At 28.8% G+C, this 19,909-nt stretch carries 22 protein-coding genes and 1 tRNA gene; 7 read left to right on the forward strand and 16 right to left on the reverse strand.

Annotated features, from left to right (window positions below):
• Window positions 1-7: 7 nt before the first annotated feature.
• The 8 genes from NZD85_RS05580 to mce all read right to left on the reverse strand — a co-directional run bounded on the left by NZD85_RS05580 (window position 8) and on the right by mce (window position 6,140).
• The gene (locus tag NZD85_RS05580; protein WP_260544061.1) at window positions 8-517 is read right to left on the reverse strand and encodes a hypothetical protein; all 510 of its coding nucleotides are present in this window, start codon (window positions 515-517) and stop codon (window positions 8-10) included.
• Between the two features lie 252 nt (window positions 518-769).
• Window positions 770-1,921, reverse strand: coding sequence for a coiled-coil domain-containing protein (locus NZD85_RS05585; protein ID WP_260544063.1), 1,152 nt, complete (start codon window positions 1,919-1,921; stop codon window positions 770-772).
• A 181-nt stretch (window positions 1,922-2,102) separates the two neighbouring features.
• Window positions 2,103-3,020 carry a DUF6371 domain-containing protein gene (locus tag NZD85_RS05590; RefSeq protein ID WP_260544064.1) on the reverse strand — a complete coding sequence of 306 codons (918 nt, stop codon included), beginning with the start codon at window positions 3,018-3,020 and terminating at the stop codon, window positions 2,103-2,105.
• A 211-nt stretch (window positions 3,021-3,231) separates the two neighbouring features.
• On the reverse strand, window positions 3,232-4,260 hold the full coding sequence (locus NZD85_RS05595) for an AAA family ATPase (RefSeq protein ID WP_260544065.1): 1,029 nt from the start codon (window positions 4,258-4,260) through the stop codon (window positions 3,232-3,234).
• Window positions 4,261-4,348: 88 nt separating this feature from the next.
• On the reverse strand, window positions 4,349-4,648 hold the full coding sequence (locus NZD85_RS05600; RefSeq protein ID WP_260544066.1) for a helix-turn-helix transcriptional regulator: 300 nt from the start codon (window positions 4,646-4,648) through the stop codon (window positions 4,349-4,351).
• A gap of 74 nt (window positions 4,649-4,722) precedes the next feature.
• A complete protein-coding gene (locus NZD85_RS05605; protein ID WP_260544067.1) occupies window positions 4,723-5,409 on the reverse strand; it encodes a hypothetical protein in 687 nt (228 codons plus the stop codon).
• Between the two features lie 168 nt (window positions 5,410-5,577).
• Window positions 5,578-5,651, reverse strand: a tRNA-Ile gene (locus NZD85_RS05610).
• Window positions 5,652-5,741: 90 nt separating this feature from the next.
• Complete coding sequence (gene mce / locus NZD85_RS05615) at window positions 5,742-6,140, reverse strand: methylmalonyl-CoA epimerase (protein WP_225542119.1); 399 nt, start codon at window positions 6,138-6,140, stop codon at window positions 5,742-5,744.
• 78 nt (window positions 6,141-6,218) lie between these two features.
• On the opposite strand from mce, the gene NZD85_RS05620 reads away from it, so the two are divergent.
• A complete protein-coding gene (locus NZD85_RS05620) occupies window positions 6,219-6,974 on the forward strand; it encodes a tetratricopeptide repeat protein (RefSeq protein WP_171622922.1) in 756 nt (251 codons plus the stop codon).
• A 108-nt stretch (window positions 6,975-7,082) separates the two neighbouring features.
• Window positions 7,083-7,421 (forward strand): hypothetical protein, encoded by a 339-nt coding sequence (locus tag NZD85_RS05625; protein ID WP_260544070.1) that lies wholly within the window; start codon window positions 7,083-7,085, stop codon window positions 7,419-7,421.
• 52 nt (window positions 7,422-7,473) lie between these two features.
• On the opposite strand, the gene NZD85_RS05630 is transcribed toward NZD85_RS05625, so the two are convergent.
• From NZD85_RS05630 to NZD85_RS05665, 8 genes are all read right to left on the reverse strand, one after another.
• Window positions 7,474-7,857 (reverse strand): hypothetical protein, encoded by a 384-nt coding sequence (locus tag NZD85_RS05630; protein WP_260544072.1) that lies wholly within the window; start codon window positions 7,855-7,857, stop codon window positions 7,474-7,476.
• 27 nt (window positions 7,858-7,884) lie between these two features.
• On the reverse strand, window positions 7,885-8,757 hold the full coding sequence (locus tag NZD85_RS05635) for a tetratricopeptide repeat protein (RefSeq protein ID WP_260544075.1): 873 nt from the start codon (window positions 8,755-8,757) through the stop codon (window positions 7,885-7,887).
• A gap of 365 nt (window positions 8,758-9,122) precedes the next feature.
• Window positions 9,123-9,938, reverse strand: coding sequence for a DUF4097 domain-containing protein (locus NZD85_RS05640; protein WP_260544077.1), 816 nt, complete (start codon window positions 9,936-9,938; stop codon window positions 9,123-9,125).
• Between the two features lie 22 nt (window positions 9,939-9,960).
• Window positions 9,961-10,791, reverse strand: a complete 831-nt coding sequence (locus tag NZD85_RS05645) for a HEAT repeat domain-containing protein (protein ID WP_260544079.1) — start codon at window positions 10,789-10,791, stop codon at window positions 9,961-9,963.
• Window positions 10,788-11,348, reverse strand: a complete 561-nt coding sequence (locus NZD85_RS05650) for an RNA polymerase sigma factor (protein WP_260544081.1) — start codon at window positions 11,346-11,348, stop codon at window positions 10,788-10,790. Before NZD85_RS05650 ends, NZD85_RS05645 begins: the two co-directional genes overlap by 4 nt.
• A gap of 143 nt (window positions 11,349-11,491) precedes the next feature.
• Window positions 11,492-12,514: an AMP-binding protein gene (locus NZD85_RS05655; protein ID WP_260544083.1), complete on the reverse strand. Its 1,023-nt coding sequence runs from the start codon at window positions 12,512-12,514 to the stop codon at window positions 11,492-11,494.
• 1 nt (window position 12,515) lies between these two features.
• A complete protein-coding gene (locus tag NZD85_RS05660; protein ID WP_225539080.1) occupies window positions 12,516-13,130 on the reverse strand; it encodes a DUF1684 domain-containing protein in 615 nt (204 codons plus the stop codon).
• On the reverse strand, window positions 13,127-14,164 hold the full coding sequence (locus NZD85_RS05665) for an o-succinylbenzoate synthase (RefSeq protein ID WP_260544086.1): 1,038 nt from the start codon (window positions 14,162-14,164) through the stop codon (window positions 13,127-13,129). The genes NZD85_RS05660 and NZD85_RS05665 overlap by 4 nt, the downstream gene beginning before the upstream one ends.
• 598 nt (window positions 14,165-14,762) lie before the next feature.
• Here NZD85_RS05665 and NZD85_RS05670 point away from each other — a divergent pair.
• The 5 genes from NZD85_RS05670 (at window position 14,763) to NZD85_RS05690 (ending at window position 19,880) form a co-directional block, all read left to right on the forward strand.
• Window positions 14,763-15,215 (forward strand): hemerythrin domain-containing protein, encoded by a 453-nt coding sequence (locus NZD85_RS05670; protein WP_260544088.1) that lies wholly within the window; start codon window positions 14,763-14,765, stop codon window positions 15,213-15,215.
• A gap of 73 nt (window positions 15,216-15,288) precedes the next feature.
• Window positions 15,289-15,729 (forward strand): RrF2 family transcriptional regulator, encoded by a 441-nt coding sequence (locus tag NZD85_RS05675; RefSeq protein ID WP_225542125.1) that lies wholly within the window; start codon window positions 15,289-15,291, stop codon window positions 15,727-15,729.
• A gap of 64 nt (window positions 15,730-15,793) precedes the next feature.
• Window positions 15,794-16,570, forward strand: coding sequence for a class I SAM-dependent methyltransferase (locus NZD85_RS05680; protein ID WP_260544091.1), 777 nt, complete (start codon window positions 15,794-15,796; stop codon window positions 16,568-16,570).
• Window positions 16,571-16,628: 58 nt separating this feature from the next.
• Window positions 16,629-17,345, forward strand: coding sequence for an iron-sulfur cluster repair di-iron protein (ric, locus tag NZD85_RS05685; RefSeq protein ID WP_188319713.1), 717 nt, complete (start codon window positions 16,629-16,631; stop codon window positions 17,343-17,345).
• 132 nt (window positions 17,346-17,477) lie between these two features.
• Entirely contained in the window at window positions 17,478-19,880 is a 2,403-nt protein-coding gene (locus NZD85_RS05690) for an outer membrane beta-barrel family protein (RefSeq protein WP_260544094.1), read from the forward strand.
• Window positions 19,881-19,909: the final 29 nt, after the last annotated feature.

A 19,909-nucleotide genomic window follows, 5' to 3' on the forward strand; every position in this document is an offset into this window, starting at 1 on the left:
CCCTATTTTAAGCTGTTAAGCAAAATTCATTATACCCTTTCAATTGATTTTCAATCGCAGAATCATACCATTCTTTTGTTGCATAATGCTTTTTATAAGCTATAATTCCTCCTTTTATCGTAAGAATTCGAGAAAAAAATAGATTAACAAATAAATTATTTTGATTTTTCTCAATTGCTTCAAGAATTCCAATATGTATTTCTTCGATACTAGCATCATTTTCATTGAATAAAAAAGCATCTGCTGTAAAATTTCCAGTAGATATCATCATCAAATACAATTTCATTCTTTCAGTTTCATTCAAATTTGAAATATATGCTGAAATAGAACTCAAAATAAATGGTTTAAAATCTTCTGTTCTATAAAGAAGACCTGATTTAAAAGAATCAGAAAACTCTTTTACTTCAACTTCATTTAATCGTTTAAATTCTGGTGGATTAATATTTCCAAAAAAGGAAATATTTAAAAATTGAGAAATAATACTTTTTTTCTCTTGTAGTGTTAATTGATTCTCCATGTCTAGATTGTTTTTAGAAATAAAGTAGCGTGGAACTAAATACATTTCGTGACAGAGGTACTAGGATACCCAAACAACCAGAAAGACTCAGCCCACGCCATATATAGACATGGGCGTAAGCCTAACGAAAATTTGGTTGTTTTAGAAGATTCCTAGTTTTCTGACACCAATTGACGAAAGCTTACGCGTACGTAATTATTATTTTAATGATGTAAAAATAACTAAATTTTAGTTAATATGTTTATTAATAATTTACCTTTTAAAGCGAGGTCTTCTCTTTTGCTGATTTTCATTACTTTCATTATCAATACTATTTGGTTTAAGTATTTGAGAAATAATTGAAACTACTTTTTCATTAGAAAACAAAGTATCAATTGTGGTTTGAGGAATTTGATTCTTCTCCATAATTTTAGAAGCGATTTGCTGAACTTCTTTTACTAAAATTCCATTAGAAGATCTGTCCTTATATGGATCCCTTAACTTATTATATTTCGTTTCGTTTATAAATAATTGCAAAACTGAATTCAAATACTCATTTTTCTCCTGTGCATGAAAATCTTTATCTGTTAAAATCTTAGCATTCTTAATTTTTAAATTTGAATTTTCATTATTTATAAAAGAAAGATTATCCTTTAATTTAATTACTTCTTCATTTTTCTTCTTCAAATTTTGATTTAATGAATCTAATTTTACGTTTAAAGACTTGATAACTTTTTCATAATTTTCTAGAGTTTTTTCTTTATCGTTATGTTTAAATCCTAATAAATCATTCTTCATTATTTTTAAATCATTTAAAGATTTACCATGTAATTCTTGAGTTATATTATCAATTTTTTCTTGAAGTTGATTTAATTCTTCTTCTTTTTTTGAAATTTTAAACTCAAGTGCTTCTAATCTATTTTTACCACCAAAAGCCCCTCGTTCCATTCCTAAAACTTCAGCAGTAATATCTTGCATTTTTACATAATCAAGAGATTTGTGTTTTAAAGTTTTTCCTGTCTCTATATCTTGCCAATCTGCTACAAGATGGGCATGATAGTTTGGTTTCCATTCTTTAGTATCTTTATCAAAATGTCCTTCATCTTTATGAATTGCAATTTGAAAAACTCTAATTTTTAATTCAATTTCTAATCGTTTTGCTAAATTTTGTAAATCTAGCATTGTTGTTTTTTCTTTAATTACAACAACTGCTTCACGAATAGGCATAGCATTCTTTTGTAACTTCCTTCCTGATTTTTCTTTACAGTATTGTTCAATTTTATTTCTTCGAATAGTAATTTTTTCACCTAACCAATATTCATTATTTTTAGTTAGATCTTTTCGAATATAATCGTAAGATTTTTTGCGAAAATTATGAACTTCCGAATCATCTTTGACGCATTTGAAGTTGATTGAAGTTTTCATTTTTTATTTTATTAAATTATTCTTGTAATAGCCTCGCAGAGCGAAGTAGAAACTTTATGGAAGTGATAACGACATAAAGTTGCGAATGAGCTCTTAACTTCTTGAGAAGGAGTTAAGCGTAACCGTCAAAATAATATCTTTTATAAATTTAAATACATATCGTAATATGTATTCATTCAAACTAAATAGATTTTTTAGTTAACTCTTCAATTATAAAATCGCCAAGATCTTGTTGTAAATTCTTTTGCTGAATTGTAGCATTTTCTTCCAATAAATTTGAGATAGAAATAGAACAGTTTAATTCATTTGAAATTTTTTCAGATTTGGCTCTCCAATATTCAAATGCTGAATTTTTAGAATCAATTGGTGATAAATCAGGCATCAAAATAATTTCGCGATTTTTTAAAGACTTCAATTTATCTTTTGTTAAATTCATCAATCCTCCTGTTGCTAAAAACAAATACTTATTTTTAAAATATAACATTCCTAACAATGCAGTCTTTTCTGATTCAACGATTATAATTTTTAATTTTTTAAATTCAGGGTGATTTAATAAATGTAAACCAAAAAGACATTGTTTAAGATTTGATTTATTAGGATTATACCATTGAAAAAAATTCTTACTTCGTTTACCTGTTTGAAAATTATATTTCATTTTCTTTATTGTTCTCAGATTAAATTCAAGATCCAATTGAGGAAAAATTGTCAAATAATCTCCATTCAATTTTTCAGTTTTCACTTTATACAAATCCAAAACTACTTCTACTTTACTTTCCTCAAAATATGATTTCAAAAAAAGATAAAGTGGATTTTTCAAATTTGAATTCTCAAACTCGTACAATATTTTTTTATCTAAATACTCGATTATTTCTAAATGAATATGATTAATTTCTTCTAAATTTGAATTGATTTTTTGTGAAGGATATTTTTTATAACCACATTTTATCATACGATTACAAATTCCATACTCATAAGGCAAATATTCATTCGTTTCAATATTTTTATAACGTGTAAACTCTTTACGCTTACAGTTAGGACAATTAAATCGAGATTTTGAGCCAGAGTATTTTTCTAAAACATACTTATAATTTTTATACATAAATTCCGAATTTATCCGATTAGAATATTTTAATTAAAACAGATATAACTCTTATTATCTGTACTTTATATGATATTTTAATGAATTCGGATTCGGAAATTGTATAATTTTCTCATTTTATGAAAAAATAAGATAGTTCCGAATCCGAAAATATAAAACAAATGGATATTTCACTGTATTAGTGAATTTTAACTATATTTTTAAAAAAGCTTTAATCGGAACTGTTCGGATTCTGAATATCATTGAATTCCATTAGCTTAATCCGATTTCTAATCGTTTTCTCATTTACACCAATAATTTGAGCTATAGTCGTATTTGGTAGTTTTAAAAGCTTACAATTATTAATAATATCAAATTCTGAGACCATTTTCTCATCAGTATTCATATTAATAGATGAATTTGATTTTAGATGATTAACTTCAGTATCATATCTATTAAACTCAAATACTGGAATTCCCATTTTGTTCCCTAAGCTTAAAACTATGATGTTATCTTCATTAAAATTATTTACATCCATACGTGTTTTGAGAAGCTTTAAAAGTATTTCAGATGAGTTCAATTTCGATTTTCGAAGCCCAATAGCATAGTCTAAGAAGTTTCCAATATAACTGCTACCATATACATCTTCTAAATCCATTTTTTCCGATAATTCAATTCCTTTTCTTGGATGTCCAATTAATAATATCGATATAAATGTATCTTCTTGTAATCTTTTAATATTAACAAAAAAATCAAGAACTAATGAAGGTTTATTTAAATCATATATAATACTCATTAGATTATCTATAATTAGAAACTTAATATCATAACTAAAAATTGATTCTTTGATACTATCAATTAATTTTTGGAGAAAGTTTTTCTCTAAAATATTTACATTCAATTTTGAACGATAGAAATCATTACTAAATTGATAAAAGTCCCCATCTGAATATTGATATCTATTTGCAATTTGCCGATCTGTCATTTCACAATCAATAATCATTACTCTATTCTTCGTAGTAGATAGCAATTCAAAAACTTTAGTTCCACTTGATATATTATTTCCAATTTGAACTGCACAAATAGACTTACCAACATTACTTTTACCAAGTAAAAGCCCAATACCAGGTTCTATCAAATTATCAACTATATATTCAAGTATTGGTTGATTTGATCCGTCTTTAATACAATCATTAAATGATCTTATTTTCAATACCGATTCTCTTATAGGTATTAATTTATTTTCTATATCTAAATTCATATAACATTCATTTTTAATAGAAAAAAGCATTAAATTTGTGCTTTAATCTATTGATTAAAAAATTCTTTTTTTAAAGCAGGTAAGTGGGTTACCTGCTTTTTCTTTTTTTGTTATATGATTGATATAGCTTCTCTGCGTCATCTTCAGACTGAATAGAATGTTTATCTATCCATTCATGTATTTTTTCTTTAGAAAAGAAAAGAGCACCATTAGTCGGCTTACTAAATGGTATTAATTTACATGAAGTAAGTTTTGAAATTGTTGAATATGAAAATCCAAGATAATACTCCAATTCCTTAGAAGTTAAAATCGGTTTATCATTAATGTAGTTTTGTTTAATAAGAGTCTTCATCTCATGAAGCTCTTGTAATAATTTAATTTCTGACATAATAAATTTGTTTGAATTATGCCGAAAATTATTAAGATATGAATCTAAAACTTTTTAAAAATTAACTAGTTATATCATTGGTTAATTATTTTTTTAGTTAATTTTCTGAAATTTGAAAGTTCAACTTTCACTGTTCCATAATTTAAATCTAAATATTTACCTTTCTTATAAAACTGAAAAATTTTACATAAATCTACATAGTCAAACCTCGTTATTAATATAAGTTCATCAATAAAGGACACAAATTCTTTAACACTCACTTCTTCATTCAAATAGATTTTATTTTCAAAATCATCTTCTAAAATATTATTTATTAAACTTTTAAAAGTTTCAAAACTATACTCAGCTGTATTAAAAAAATTATTAGCCTCTTTTCCAAATAAATTATCTAATTTCTCCACCTGATTTTCATCTAACTTCTCATACTTCTTTTTTCTAGGTTTTACCTTTTTTAATTCTTCAATAATTTTTTCAAAATCAAATAGATTTTCACCTTTTATAAAATAATAGCTCGGAATTGAAACTAAAATAATAAAAACAAAAGCAACAATTGAAGAAAGAGCTATTGCTGTATAAATGTTAATAAGACTTGATAAACTAGTATAGAATGAATAAAAAATTATCAAAGGATAAGAAAAACTTAAAACATAAATATAATTTTTTATTAAATGCTTAAATGTGATGATTATATTATTAAAGAATTGTAATCTGATTTCTGTTGATTGTATTGAGTTATGTAATAAATAGAAAGTATTTTTCATCATTTAGTATTTAATTATTTCTATAAATATACTAAAAATGCAATCAAATGAAAATTATAACTATCTTTGAATCAGATAATTTGTTGTACTAATGTTGTACTTATAGATTAAAATGAAGTCAAAAAAAAAGACGCTTACACAACTGTAAACGTCTGATTTTCAATAAAGTGGTCCCAGTTGGGCTCGAACCAACGACTTGCTGATTATGAGTCAGCTACTCTAACCAGCTGAGTTATAGGACCTGAATTTAAGCCATTATAACAACTACTTTCGCAAATAGTCTACTGCTTAATTCGAGTGCAATATTAAAGCATATTTTTTAAATAACAAAATTATTTTACATCTTCGCAAAGCTCTACCAGTACACCATTGGTTGTTTTAGGGTGCAAAAATACAATTCGTTTATTATCTGCACCTAACTTCGGTTGATCATTAATAAAAGTAAATCCCTGATTTTTAAGACGCTCGATTTCAACTTCGATATTATCTACTCCAAAAGCAATGTGATGAATACCTTCTCTATTTTTTTCTAAATATTTTTCAATTGCACTGTCTTTTTTTTCAGAACCTACCAATTCAATCTTCGATTCTCCTACTTCGAAGAAAGATGTACGTACGCCTTCCGACTCCACTGCTTCTTCTTTATAAGGTGCTTTTCCTAATAATTTCTCGAATAAATCATTCGATAATCCCAAATCTTTTACGGCAATCCCTATATGTTCTATTTTCATGTGTGTTGTTTTGTGTAAAGATAAACTTTTCTGAAAATTTTTATTTAAAATTTAAAGAGATTGTTGTAATATTGAACTATGAGTTTTTATGAAGATGGGAGTCAATATCTCCGCAAAGGTCAGTATAGAAAGGCGATTGATTATTTTACATTATCGATTAAACGCCAAATAGAAGTGGCAAATTCATATTTCGGACGTGGATTGAGCCAGTATTATATGAAACAAAATACAGATGCAATCAAGGATTTTGATAAAGCAATTGAATTAGATGATAAAAATCCTAACTTCTATTTTTATAGAGGTATGGCGAATTTTAATCAATATAATCCTACAAAAGCAGCTGAAAACTTTGATAAAGTCATCGAAATTGATCCAAATAGTTTTGTAGCTTATCATCAAAAGGGTTATGTATTGATGAATTTAAACAAATATGACGATGCAATTGCTTGTTTTAATAAAGCTTTAGAAATTAATCCAGAATACGAATCTTGTTACCATAATCGTGCATTTTGTTTTGATCAATTAAAACAATTTGATCAAGCCATTGAAGATTATTCAAAAGTGATTGAAATGAAACCACATTTCTTATCGTTTTACAACAGAGGAAATACTTATTTTGTATTAAATGATTTAGACAATGCATTGAACGATTTTAATCAATCAATCGAATTAAATCCAAATCATTTCTTATCGTTTTACAACAAAGGTGCAATTTTAGAGAAATTAGAAAAGCAAGATGAAGCTGTTGAACAATACAAAAAAGCCTTACAGTTGAACCCAGAATTTTATTTAGCTGCAGAACGATTAGCACAATTAGAAAATCAAAATAACTAAGCAACCGTTTCAAAAAGAAACGGTTTTTTTGATCGAATTCATTTCTTGACCTAAATCAATGTGTAACTTTTTATTATATCCTTTCTTTGCAAGGTAAATAAATCGGGTATGCAAGTGCAAATAGCTGTTTTTGGAAAAAATAAGGAGATTGTTGATACATTAGAACGCGTAATTAACAACAATGAAAAATGGAAAGCATTTTGCACCTGCACGCAAGAGGAATTGAAATGGTTTGTCGCTGTAAACAAGGTCCAAATTGTTTTATATAGTAGTGCAATTGGTGCTTCGGAGTTAGAAGGTGTAGAAGAATGGATAAACACCTATTTTCCTACCATAAAACAAATACATCATTACGGTGGTGGAAGTGGTTTGTTAAAATGCGAAATTGATGGAGTTTTGGCTGGAATAAATCCAATCTCTAAACTTGAAGTGAATTTAATTGGTTAGTTTTTGTTATACAAAAAAGGCTTTTCAAAATTGTTGAAAAGCCTTTTTTATGTTATATCTCTTTTACAATCCAATAATCTCGAGAAAGCCCTACATCATTACGATTGATTGCTACTTCATCGCAGAAATCTAAAAATAATTCGTCTAACGTTTTGTCAATTTTTGGAGTTGAACCAATTATTTTGGTTAATACCGGATTTGTTTCATGTTCCAACAATTTTCCAGAAAAATTTAAAATCGAATTGTCTTTAAAACCAATAAAAGTACTTGGTGCAAAAAACATTACCTCTTCCGCATCGATTACTAAAAATGTTTTTGATTTTTTGATCAATTGAATTGCTTTGGCTTTTTCCTGTTCAGTTCCCATTTCCAAACTTTCTAAAAACAATTCAACATTGTCAAAAATTTCTTCTTTATTTTGAACAAACTCCATCATATATATTTTGGCAAAAATAGAGATTTTTCAATCTTCTTTCAGTAAAATTTCAACTTCTAAATATTCATGATAATTATTGACAAAATCTTGTTCAAAATTGATATCATCCAAACGCATTTGTACACCTTTCTTATCGACATCAATATAATCTAAAACCGTTTGTACAGTATACATTTCGAAATGTTGAAACGTTGGATATAATGTAATTTGTTTCAAGGTCAATGCCATTATAAAACAATTGATTCCATTAAAGTTAACACCAATATCAGCGAAATTTTTGTAAAAAGAAATCAAATTTGTTTTAAGCTGAAGATTATAATTAAAACTTCTTAATTTGAAATTTTTCAATACCAAACGATTCGTCGTTTTTAGAACAATTTCTTCTGTAATTTGAAGATTTTTACTCAATAATTCTAAGACTTTTTTGTCTTCAATTAATTGATAAAGAATATTTAAATATCGTTTAGCTGATTCAAAATCAAATAATTCCAAACTTACCAAAATCGATAAAAATAGAAAACGTTTGTTCGAGGGATATACAATTTCAATCTCTTTTAAATACTTTTGCGCTTCTTCAAATTTTAATTTATGAATGTAATATTCAGCAATATAAAAATTAGCAGCATACAGGTAATAATCTTCTTTCTTTGCTTCTAAAAGGTATAAAATTGATTCTTCGTTGAAGTTCAAGTTTCGTTGAACAACGCCCTTTAAAAAAAGTGCTTTTTTGTCTTTTGGAAATTCGTGCAACAGCTGATTCAATAAATCTTGTGCCTTAATCAATTGCTGTATAGGATTGTGAATAAACGAAAAACTTTTCCAAATTGGATATTGATTTTCATCCATCTCGTCATCAAGAATCAAGAAAAAAATATCGTTAAAAAGTTTATTGTAGTCCACGGTATAAGTTTTTTAGTAGTGCTAAAATTAAGCTATTTTATGGAGTTAACAAAGTGCTGCTAACCAAAAAAAAGACACTACAATTACTGTAATGTCTAAAGAAAAATCGTAAAATAGGCTGTTTACAATATAAATTGTAAAATGATTTCCTTGTTAAAATGTTATAAAATAAATGGATTTAGTAAATTATTACTTTCTCAAATAAACATTGTTGTAAAATTGAATATTTGAGCGTACCCTTGGCCTAAGTTTGACGTAAATAATTTGCTATAGGCTTCGTAATTGGAAAAAGAAAGATTGATGAAACTTGATTTGAGCAAGGCCAATCGATTCAATTAAACCAATCGCTAAAGTAAAGATTGTTTTTATAAAGCTCTTAGGTATATTTTTCCGTAATCTGATCTAAAATTAAAACTTGTTCCTCCTCCATTCAATTTGGAATTTAGTTGACTATTAAATAAATTCGAATCAGAAGTTGTTTTCTTCTCTATTTTCAGACCTAATTCTGGCGCCATCAAAATCTCTCCGAAAGATGTAGATAGTTTTACATCTGCTTTTGCTGTTTTGGGCACTGAAACATCTACCGCTCCATAAATTGAAACCAATGATAATGGACCTTTTACTTGTTGATTAAATTTTGCTACAATTTCACCGTATACACTATTTATAGTTGCTGGGCCAGTTACATTTTCTAATTGAATAGAATTGTAATTTGACGAAGCTTCTATTTCACTTTCAATATTTCTAAAAACAACTTCTCCACCATACATCGATTGATAATCGTACGAAATCAGCATATTTTTAGGTACTTTTATCGTAACAGCCGATGAAGATATTCTGTTTAACTGATTGATCTCTACGATCCCATTGTTTTGTACAACATTAATTCCAAGACCTGTATTATCCTCCAATCCACTTGCATAAACTGGTCGCAAACCTTTTGCTCTTTCATCTTCTTTCTTTGATTGACTTTTAGAAGAAATTAAAACTTCTTTACCATCATAACCTTCGATTATTGCATTTCCAATGCTAATTTTCAACTTCCCATTATTAACAGCTAACTTATAAGTTTGTTGTACGTTAGCTTCAGATTTAAAATCCTTTGATTCCTTCTTTGTTTGGGCTTGAGCAGTTAACATACACAAAGTTGTAACTGCTAAAAAAACTGTTCTTTTTATCATTTTTTACATTATTAAGTGTTCTTTACTTTTTTAATAATACAGCATACGCTTCATCTTTCACAAATGGTTTTGTCTGAGGATCAAGAATTATTTCTTGTAATTTTTGGATCAATTCTGCATCCAACGAATGATTATTCACTTTTGTCAAAACATTGATTAATTCCATCTGAATCATTGGATCATCCTGCGACATAAAAATCTCTTTCATTTCTTGATTGATCGATTTTTCGGGAAGTTTATTTGCTAAAACTTCTATCGAGTTCAAACGAACAATTGTGTTGGGATCATTTAACGTAACTCTTTTTATTAATTCCAATTCATTTTGATTTAATTCATCTACTTGAGCTAATTTTGCCAAAGCATCTATACGATTACTGGTCGAAAATTCATCTTGTAATTGTTTGAATAAAGCATTATTCGTAGATTCTGTAGGTTTAGAGATTATTTTCTCAGATGAAGAATCAATTTTATCTTTCGCTTTTAATTTAGTCAATTGACTTTCTGTTGAATAATCTGGAATAGAATTTATTTTATCTGCTATTTCAATCTTATCTTCAGTTTTATTTATTTGTTCAACAACAACTTTCTTCTGAGAAGTTTTTACAAGCGTTTTCGGTACTTCTACTTTTGATTGATTAAAAAAGAAAAAACTAATTCCAAAAACAACTAAAACTGAAGCCGCTATTGACCAATAACTTACAGTCTTGTTTTTCCCTATTTCTGTTTTTACTACAACTTCGCTATTTTCTAACGGAATTTGAGTTTTAATCTTCGCCCACAACATATCCGAAGGCATTTTGTTTTCAAAATCTTCTCTCTTATTTTCAATATGTTTTTTTAATGAATCTTTCATGATAACACGACTTTTTTTATACGCTGAAAAATTTTCAGTTTTGCACGATGATACTTACTTCTAACCGTTGTACTATTCAATCCCAATAGTTTCCCAATCTCCTCATGTGATAAATCCTCAAATAAAAATAAGTTTACAATTGTTCTTACTTCCACGTCCAGTTCTTCAATTGCAGTTTGTATTTCTGAAATTTGAGCTTCTTTTAATTCTTTTTCAAAAACCTCATCTTCACTTTCATCCGCCACCTGTATTTCCTCTATTTCTGAAGCATGAATTTTCTTTTTCCTGAGATATGAAATTGATTTGTTAATGGAAACTCGTTTCAACCAAGCACCTAAAAATTGTACATCTTTTACCTTGTTCATATCATCGAATAAAGAGATAAAAATTTCTTGAGTCAAATCTTCTGCTTCTACCTCATCTATAACCAACCTAATTACCGTATTGTACACTTGTTTTACATATTTTTGGTACAATTTAGAATACCCCATTTCCTGACCTGCAATACACAGCTCAATTAATTTTTGGTCATTATATGGAGTAATTTCTACGTTCAATTCTTGTTAGTGTTTAATATAATGACGCAATACTTTTGAAGATGTTGCATCTTTTAAAAAAAATATTTTTTCCTTTATAATATGGATTAATGCAATTAAAAATATACAAAAAAAAATCATCAATTACTTGATGATTTTTAAACTTAAAACTGTTGTCGTTTTATCTTCCCACTTTCCGTTCTCGGAAAAGTTTCTATAAATATAATTTCTTTTGGAACTTGGTATTTCGTCAAATCGACCAAAGAAAAATCTAAACTTCTCTCCTCGCCTTCCACTATTAAAATTAATTTTTGTCCTAACAATTCATCCGTTTTTGATGTCACATAAAAGGCTGAATGAATAAAAGGTTTCAGTTTATCTTCTATTTGTTCAGGAAATAATTTTATTCCGCCCGAATTAATCACATTATCTGCACGCCCAATCCAATTAAATTGACGTTTATTGATGATTTCAACAATATCATTTGTCACCACTCGCAAACCATCATACGGTGTATCAATCACTAAACAACCTCGATTATCTTGTGAAATTTTCACCTCATCAAAGGCTTCAAATAAATTAAAAACATTTTGATATTTTTTGTTCTGAACTTGTTTAAAAGCAATATGTGTAATCGTTTCTGTCATTGCATAGGTTTCGTAGACTTCGTTATCAAAAGCCGCCAAATCTAATTTAACTTTCTCTGAAAGCGCTGCTCCCCCAATGATTAATTTCTTACATTTTGAAACAAACGACAACGATTTTTCGACTTGCATAGGCGTTAATGCTACAAAATCAATCGAATCCAACTCTTTTTGAATTCCTTTTGAAATATCTTCCATCAAAATATTCGAAGTAGGTTGCATACAAATCAACTTTAACCCAATTTCTACTGCACGAACCAACATTAATTTACCCGCAATATAAGTTACAGGCATCACCAACAAGGCTGAATCCCCTTTTTTCAAATTCAAGTATTTCCCTGTCATATTCGCACTTTTACGCATGTTTTCTTTGGTTAAAACAATTTCTTTTGGCGTTCCTGTTGAGCCAGAAGTATGCGCAACCATGACTGTAGAATCCGAAAACCATTCAACCAAAAATGCTTTGACTGTTTCCTCAAATTCATTGGTTGGTTGAATAGAATTGACATTAAAATTAGGGGTAGAAAAATCTAAATACAACATCTTATTTATGATAACTTACACCTGCATTAATCTCCACATCTAACACATTATTTGCCGGTGGAATTGGACAATTGTAATGCTTACTATAAGCGCAATATGGATTATACGCTTGATTGAAATCAATTGTTACTTCGTTTGAATTACCGCCAAAATCTTTTGTATTTAAATCTAAATATCTTCCTCCTCCGTAAGAAGTAACGCCATTTGTTTCGTCCATAAAAGGCAAAAACAAACTTTCTTCGTATTTCTCCATAATCGGATAAGATTGATAAATCGTTAACGTTTGCTCCATATCGTCAATCGTAAACGTAATTGTTCCGTATTCTTTGTAATTTTTGATTTTCTTCGCCGAAGTTGGAAATGGAATAACTTTTCCATCCTTAATTGGAGTAAAATTCGCTTTTACACGGTACTTTTCATTAATCGGAAAAAACGTAATTCCTTTAAAATTTGTTTTCTCCTCATCTACCAAAGGAGTTGTTTTAGGATTTGTATAAAATGACGCTAATTCAGTTTGATATTTTTGAATTGCGTTTGTATCAGTCATTTTATTTGCTGTTTGACAACTCATCAACACAACAACTGAGATTATTGCTACTAATAATTTATTGATCATAATTTGTTTCTAAATAAATATTCTCCTTTTAATTCTAATCGACTTGGAAAGTTATTGGTAAACAAACCGCCTGTTCCCAATCCTTGAGGCATCTCTGGATATAAAATTGCTGTCCATTGTGCAATAGCATTTAGTCCGATATTACTTTCCAAAGCAGAAGTAATCCAAAATGGAATTTCGTAGGTATCGGCCGCATTTATCCATTCCAAAGCCCCTCTTATTCCTCCTACTAAACTTGGTTTTAGAATAATATATTGGGGTTTAATTTTTTCTAACAATTTAAATTTATCCTCTTGTTGAACAATTCCTATTAACTCTTCGTCCAATGCAATTGGCGTTGGTGTGGTAGCACATAATTCGGTCATTTGTTCAATATTCCCTGCTTTTATGGGTTGCTCGATCGAATGAATTTTTAAGTCAGCTAATTGTTGTAACACAACCTTAGCTTCGTCAAACGTAAATCCTCCATTTGCATCAACACGTAATTCTAATTGTTCTGCAGAAAATTCTGAACGCAATTGTTGTAAAATTTCATGCTCATTTTTCCAATCAACACCAATTTTCAGTTTAATACATTTATAACCAATCGCTAATTTTTCTTTGATTTGTTCACGCATAAAATCAATTGACCCCATCCAAATCAAACCATTTGTCTGAATACCTTGATCTCCTGAAGAAAATGCTGACTCGTACAAATTTGGATTCAATTTATCTGTATAAGCATCATTGTATCGATTAGTAGAAAGACTTTGAAAAGCCTGTTCTATTCCAAATTGTATTGAAGGCCAATCTCGTAATTGATTCCATAATTCCTCAATTCCTAAATCGATATGATCGCAAACCCATTGCAATTTTTCTTCATAATCTGGTCGATCATCAAAACTCAATCCTTTAAACAATCCACATTCACCAACATATTCTTTCCCATCTTCTTCTATCGTAAAAAGATACGTTAATTTCTCTGTCAAAATCCCTCGTGAAGTCCCGCTCGGATTTTTGAATTTCAATATATAAGGTTCAAAACTTGCTTTCATACCTCAAATTTAAACAATGCTTTTAGAAAAATATTGATTTAAATTAATTTTTCAATAAATCCAAACTCAATCGTTCACAATTTATCAATTAAACTATTTTTTTTTGAATCTCATTTTTATTTTTTTACTTTATTTTTCAAAGTGATTTCAATAAATAGTTAGTTATGAATACAAAAATGCATCATAAACAATCTTTAATTTGTTGGAATAATTAGTCTAATAATAACAATTCCACTAATTGCTATGCAATTTACAAATGAAGTCAACTGGAGTTTATTTTGATTTTATTATTGCATTTATTTTACTGTCGGTTATTGGATTAACGATAAACTACATTCTACAACTAACTAACCGTTTACAAAATAAAATCTTTTTCTGCATAATGGTTTTACTCATTGGTTTATTAATATGGACTGAATTAGCTGTCGGAGTTTTCCGTAGTCCAATAGCAGGAAATTAGAATGATTTTTTTATTGAATACTTTTCCATTTATGTCAACCTAAAAAAGATCTGAAATACGTCTAAATTTTAAAATAGAATACTAAAAAGTATTTTATTGAAAAATTGTCATAACTTTAATTCACAAAAACAGTTAATTATGAAGAGAAGTGAACACATTGTCGTTTTATCAAAGGATCATCATTTTGGATTGCTTTGTAGTTGGAAAATTGAACAAGGTTTCTTTAAAAATATTGCATTAGAACGAATTGCATCTTATGTTGAATATTTTTGGAAGAATCATCTTTCTGAGCACTTTAAACATGAAGAAACGATTATTTTTCCCTATTCAAACGATACATACAACCAACAAATTAAAACCGAACATCAAGAATTAAAGGTTTTAGCACAAAAGATTGCTCAACATCCAGAGAAATCAATAGTAGAAAAATTTGCTCATTTATTAAAAAATCATATTCGGTTCGAGGAACGTGAATGGTTTCCTTACTTACAAGAAAATCTTGATGAAAGTGATTTGAAACAAATAGGTGAAAAATTAGAAAACTCGCATACAAAACCATTTGATAATTTTGAAGACGAATTTTGGAAATAATTAGAATTAATAAAACACCTTTTACTCTTTTATTAAAGAAATGATGTATATTTGTAGTGTAAAAGAATTGTAAATGTTATCAAAAACTTGTGAATACGCCATTAGAGCAGTAATTTATATCGCACAGCAAACCAAAGACGGAAATCGAGTTGGAATAAAAGATGTAGCGAAAGGAATTGATTCTCCTGAATATTTTATTGCAAAAATTTTGCAAGAAATGGTTCGAAAAAATCTTTTACAGTCTACAAAAGGACCAAATGGTGGTTTTCATCTCGATGAAAAAGATATGAAAAATTCGTTGGCTGTAATTGTTAGACATTTTGATGGAGATAAAATTTTTAGTGGTTGTGCACTTGGACTAAAACGATGTTCAGAAAAAAATCCTTGTCCTTTGCATCAGCAATTCAAAGAAATACGAAATACTTTAAAGCATTTATTAGAAACAACTACTATCAACCAATTGGTTGAGAAATTAGATTCGCAAGAAGTATTTCTAAAATTAAATTTAGAATAAAATTTACCTTAATAAAAGATAAAAAGGTCTTTTTATTTGAATTGAAAATAAAAAACTTACTCAAATGAAAAATGATACAATTGATAAAATGTCTGGACATTGGCTCCTTGCTAAAATAGGAAAAAAAGTACTAAGACCTGGAGGAAAAAAGTTGACAAATGAAATGGTTGAATTGTTAGATATCAATACAAATGATGCGATTGTAGAATTTGCTCCTGGGCTTGGTTATACCACTTCTATTGTACTTGACAAACAACCAACATCATACATTGGAATTGATTTAGACGAAAAAATTTTCGAGAATTTAAATCAAAAATTTGATAATCAAAAAGCTGTTTTTCAATTAGGAAATGCTGCTGACACAAGACTTGATGACTGTTCTCAAACTAAAGTTTTTGGAGAAGCTATGCTAACGATGCATGCCAATCATCGTAAAAGTGAAATCATAAAAGAAGCTCATCGTATTCTAAAAAAAGATGGATACTATGCAATTCATGAATTAGCATTAAAACAGAATAATATTTCAGATGAAATCAAAAAGAACATTCAAAAAGAGCTTGCAATTACGATGAATGTAAATGCAAGACCATTAACAGTTGAAGAATGGAAAATTCTTGTAAAAGAAGAAGGTTTCGAAATTATTGAAATTAAAACAGCTGAAATGCGCCTGCTTGAACCTTCAAGATTAATTGATGATGAAGGATTTTCAGGATTTTTAACTATCATAAAAAATATTGCAACTCAAACAGAAGTGAGAGAAAGAGTAATAAAAATGAAGAAAGTTTTCAAAAAATACGAAGAACACTTGTGTGCTTTTGTCATGATTGCAAAGAAAAAATAATAATGCTAAAAGGCTCAAAAAAAATTTAATTTAATAAAAGATAAAAAAGTATTCTATTATGGACATAAAAACAGATTTAATCGGAGAAATGGTCTCAGAAGATTTTAGAACTGCGGCGATTTTCAAAAAACATGGCATTGATTTTTGTTGCCGTGGTGGAAGAACCATCGAAGAAGCCTGTGAAAATAAAACTACAGATGTAAACAAAGTGTATAATGATTTGGAAAATTTACCTTCTCAAACCGAAGCTTCAATTGATTTTAAATCGTGGCCATTGGATTTGCTAAGTGAATATGTTGAAAAAATACATCATGCTTATGTGGAAGAAAAAATACCTGTTTTACTCGCTTTCTTAGACAAATTATGCAAAGTTCATGGTGAAAGACATCCAGAACTTTATGAAATAAACGCTTTATTTAATCAAACAGCTCAAGATTTGAGTGCTCATTTAAAAAAAGAAGAATTAATTCTTTTTCCATTTATCAAAAAAATGACTCATGCAAAGAAAAGAGGAATAGAATTAGAAGTTCCTCATTTTGGTACAGTTGAAAATCCAGTTCACATGATGGAACATGAACATACCGCAGAAGGTGATCGTTTTGCAAAGATTGCAGAACTTACCAATCATTACACTCCACCAGCAGATGCGTGTAACACTTATCGCGTGACCTATGCAATGTTAGAAGAATTCGAGAATGATTTGCATACTCATATTCACATCGAAAACAACATTCTATTTCCAAAATCTATTCAATTAGAAAAAGAACTTAAATAAGTTTATTCACTCCCAATAATCCCCTTATTGGGAGTTTTTGATTCTTTAATTCATTATTATTTAAGATATTTTCACTTATAGTTTTGTAACTTTTTGATGATTGATGCGTCTTATTTGTAAACAACCCTATAAATGAAAAAATATTTTCTTCCAATTATTTGTATTGCATCTGTTCATACTTTTGCTCAACAAGAAATAAAAGGAACTTTTCAATATACCAATCAAGCTCCAATAGCGTTAGCAGATGTAATCATTTTTCAAGGCGAAAAAATTATAGATGAAATTTCTACTGACGAAAATGGGCACTTTACGGTTATTTTAGAAGAAGGAACTTATACGTATAGAATTGAAGAAGCTGGAATTTTACTTCATTCATCCTCTCTCACGATTACGAATCATACGGATTTAGGAATTATTTTAGTTCCTAAAACAGAGAATGTATCGTTAGCAGAGGCTGTCGTAACTGGCCAAAAAAAATTAATTGAAAAGAAAGTTGATCGAATCATTTTTAATCCAGAATTAGCCGAAGGCGCAAAAGGAGGAAATGCCTTAGATGCGTTAAAACTTGCACCACGTATAAAAGTTGAAGAAGCTACAGATGCGATTTCTATCATTGGAAAAGGTTCTGTAAGTGTGATGATTAATGATCGTTTGATGCAAATGAGTAGTGAACAATTAGCCAATTATCTAAAAACTATCCGAACAGAAGATATCGATAAAATAGAAGTTATCACCAATCCACCTTCAAAATACGATGCAACTGGAAATAGTGGAATCATTAATATCGTATTGAAAAATGCAAAACAAGAAAGTTTCAATGGCTCTATTTCAAGTTCTTATAGTCAGCAAAAATATCCAGGTTTTAACTTAAATGGGAATATCAATTACCGAAAAGGAAAATGGACCTTAACCTCGAGTGTTTATAGTGGTGTTGGAAATTGGTACAATGAAAGTGAAAATTCGACTATTTATCCTGATCAGAAATGGTTGACAAACGGAAAAAATAAAAATGAGAACCAGTATTATGGTGGAAGAATTGGTATTGACTACCAACTAAACGATTTATTCATTACAGGATTTAACTTTGACTATTCTGATGGAGATGGGATGAACAAAGGGAATTCCATCACTTCTATTTTTGATTTAACAAATAATACCTTAAACCGATATATGACAACCAACAGAGATGGTACGACTTGGGATTGGGGGTATCTTGGATTGAATTATCATATCATCAAAAAATTTAAACAAGAAGGAAAAAAGTTAACATTTGACTTCGATTATTCGAACAATATAAACGATAACAACAGCAAAAATATAAGCAACGAATTTGATTCAGATTGGAATCCAATTGATAATAAATACGACAACAACTATAGTTTATCAGAAAGTTCATCTGATCGATTTAATGTAAGTCTTGATATGGAGCATCCTGTTAATTCGTGGAAAATGAATTATGGAACACGTTTGCGTTGGGCTAAAGATAAAGCAGATAATCACCGTTACTCAAAATCAAATCCAATTGAAGATTTCCAAGAAGATGTTAATTTCTCGAATAACTATCAATATAACGAAAATGTGTATGCACTTTATTATTCAGTCGAACGAGAATTAAATGAAAAATGGACAGCTAAAGTTGGTTTACGTTACGAACATGCACAATCAAAAAGTATAATGGATGATCCGCAATATAATTACAAAAAAGAGTATGACGGTTTATACCCTACTGCCTATTTGATGTATCAATCTTCGGAAAATCATTCGTTTACCCTAAACTATTCGCGCCGTGTAGATCGACCATTTATTTGGTATTTAAATCCGAGAACAACCAAACAAAACGAATACAGTTACTATGAAGGAAATCCAAATCTAACACCTTCTAATTCTAATAATTTCGAATTAGAACATGCCTATAAAGATTTATTTGTATCGAGTATCTATTACAGAAATGCAACTGATCTTTTTGAACAAGTCGTTATCTATGATCCTGAAACGAAAATTTCGCTTTCTAAACCATTTAACATCGGAAAAACATATAGTATTGGATTTAGTGAAAACATCAATGTAAAACCATACAAATGGTGGAAAATAAATGCTTCGGCAGATGTTTTTTATCGCAAAACCACAAGTAAAATTCCTGAAATGAACTATACATTAGATGGTATGAATGGTGAATTTAGAATTACAAATAATTTAGATCTCAATAAAAAGAAAACCCTTTTTGCAAATTACTCGTATTCGTATTACACAAAAAGTACAGATGGCTTGGATAAATTTGGAGATTTCATGCGACATAATATTGGGTTAAGAGCAATGGTTTTTCAAAAGAAATTGCAAATCTCTGCCAATATTTCTAACCTTTTCGAAAACAAAAATGGTTCATACACAAGCATTTCTAATAATGTTATAAATACTGGTGTAAGCCAATCTTACAGATCGTACCGAATTGGAATAAGTTATAACTTTGGAAAACAATTCAAAATAGAACGATCAAAATCTAACCAAGAGCAAAGCGGAGGCGGAGGAAATGGTTAACATATAAAAACTTTTTCATCAAAACTAAA

Source organism: Empedobacter stercoris (assembly GCF_025244765.1).
Taxonomy (GTDB): Bacteria; Bacteroidota; Bacteroidia; order Flavobacteriales; family Weeksellaceae; genus Empedobacter; species Empedobacter stercoris.

What these genes read in the sequence shown, in the direction of transcription:
- NZD85_RS05690 (WP_260544094.1), top strand. Translation starts at nt 17,478, where the DNA reads ATGAAAAAATATTTTCTTCCAATTATTTGTATTGCATCTGTTCATACT.
- NZD85_RS05605 (WP_260544067.1), bottom strand. Translation starts at nt 5,409, where the DNA reads ATGAAAAATACTTTCTATTTATTACATAACTCAATACAATCAACAGAA.
- NZD85_RS05625 (WP_260544070.1), top strand. Translation starts at nt 7,083, where the DNA reads ATGCAAGTGCAAATAGCTGTTTTTGGAAAAAATAAGGAGATTGTTGAT.
- NZD85_RS05630 (WP_260544072.1), bottom strand. Translation starts at nt 7,857, where the DNA reads ATGATGGAGTTTGTTCAAAATAAAGAAGAAATTTTTGACAATGTTGAA.
- NZD85_RS05595 (WP_260544065.1), bottom strand. Translation starts at nt 4,260, where the DNA reads ATGAATTTAGATATAGAAAATAAATTAATACCTATAAGAGAATCGGTA.
- NZD85_RS05620 (WP_171622922.1), top strand. Translation starts at nt 6,219, where the DNA reads ATGAGTTTTTATGAAGATGGGAGTCAATATCTCCGCAAAGGTCAGTAT.
- mce (WP_225542119.1), bottom strand. Translation starts at nt 6,140, where the DNA reads ATGAAAATAGAACATATAGGGATTGCCGTAAAAGATTTGGGATTATCG.
- NZD85_RS05680 (WP_260544091.1), top strand. Translation starts at nt 15,794, where the DNA reads ATGAAAAATGATACAATTGATAAAATGTCTGGACATTGGCTCCTTGCT.
- NZD85_RS05590 (WP_260544064.1), bottom strand. Translation starts at nt 3,020, where the DNA reads ATGTATAAAAATTATAAGTATGTTTTAGAAAAATACTCTGGCTCAAAA.
- NZD85_RS05670 (WP_260544088.1), top strand. Translation starts at nt 14,763, where the DNA reads ATGAAGAGAAGTGAACACATTGTCGTTTTATCAAAGGATCATCATTTT.
- NZD85_RS05675 (WP_225542125.1), top strand. Translation starts at nt 15,289, where the DNA reads ATGTTATCAAAAACTTGTGAATACGCCATTAGAGCAGTAATTTATATC.
- ric (WP_188319713.1), top strand. Translation starts at nt 16,629, where the DNA reads ATGGACATAAAAACAGATTTAATCGGAGAAATGGTCTCAGAAGATTTT.
- NZD85_RS05585 (WP_260544063.1), bottom strand. Translation starts at nt 1,921, where the DNA reads ATGAAAACTTCAATCAACTTCAAATGCGTCAAAGATGATTCGGAAGTT.
- NZD85_RS05580 (WP_260544061.1), bottom strand. Translation starts at nt 517, where the DNA reads ATGGAGAATCAATTAACACTACAAGAGAAAAAAAGTATTATTTCTCAA.
- NZD85_RS05645 (WP_260544079.1), bottom strand. Translation starts at nt 10,791, where the DNA reads ATGAAAGATTCATTAAAAAAACATATTGAAAATAAGAGAGAAGATTTT.
- NZD85_RS05660 (WP_225539080.1), bottom strand. Translation starts at nt 13,130, where the DNA reads ATGATCAATAAATTATTAGTAGCAATAATCTCAGTTGTTGTGTTGATG.
- NZD85_RS05665 (WP_260544086.1), bottom strand. Translation starts at nt 14,164, where the DNA reads ATGAAAGCAAGTTTTGAACCTTATATATTGAAATTCAAAAATCCGAGC.
- NZD85_RS05600 (WP_260544066.1), bottom strand. Translation starts at nt 4,648, where the DNA reads ATGTCAGAAATTAAATTATTACAAGAGCTTCATGAGATGAAGACTCTT.
- NZD85_RS05655 (WP_260544083.1), bottom strand. Translation starts at nt 12,514, where the DNA reads ATGTTGTATTTAGATTTTTCTACCCCTAATTTTAATGTCAATTCTATT.
- NZD85_RS05640 (WP_260544077.1), bottom strand. Translation starts at nt 9,938, where the DNA reads ATGATAAAAAGAACAGTTTTTTTAGCAGTTACAACTTTGTGTATGTTA.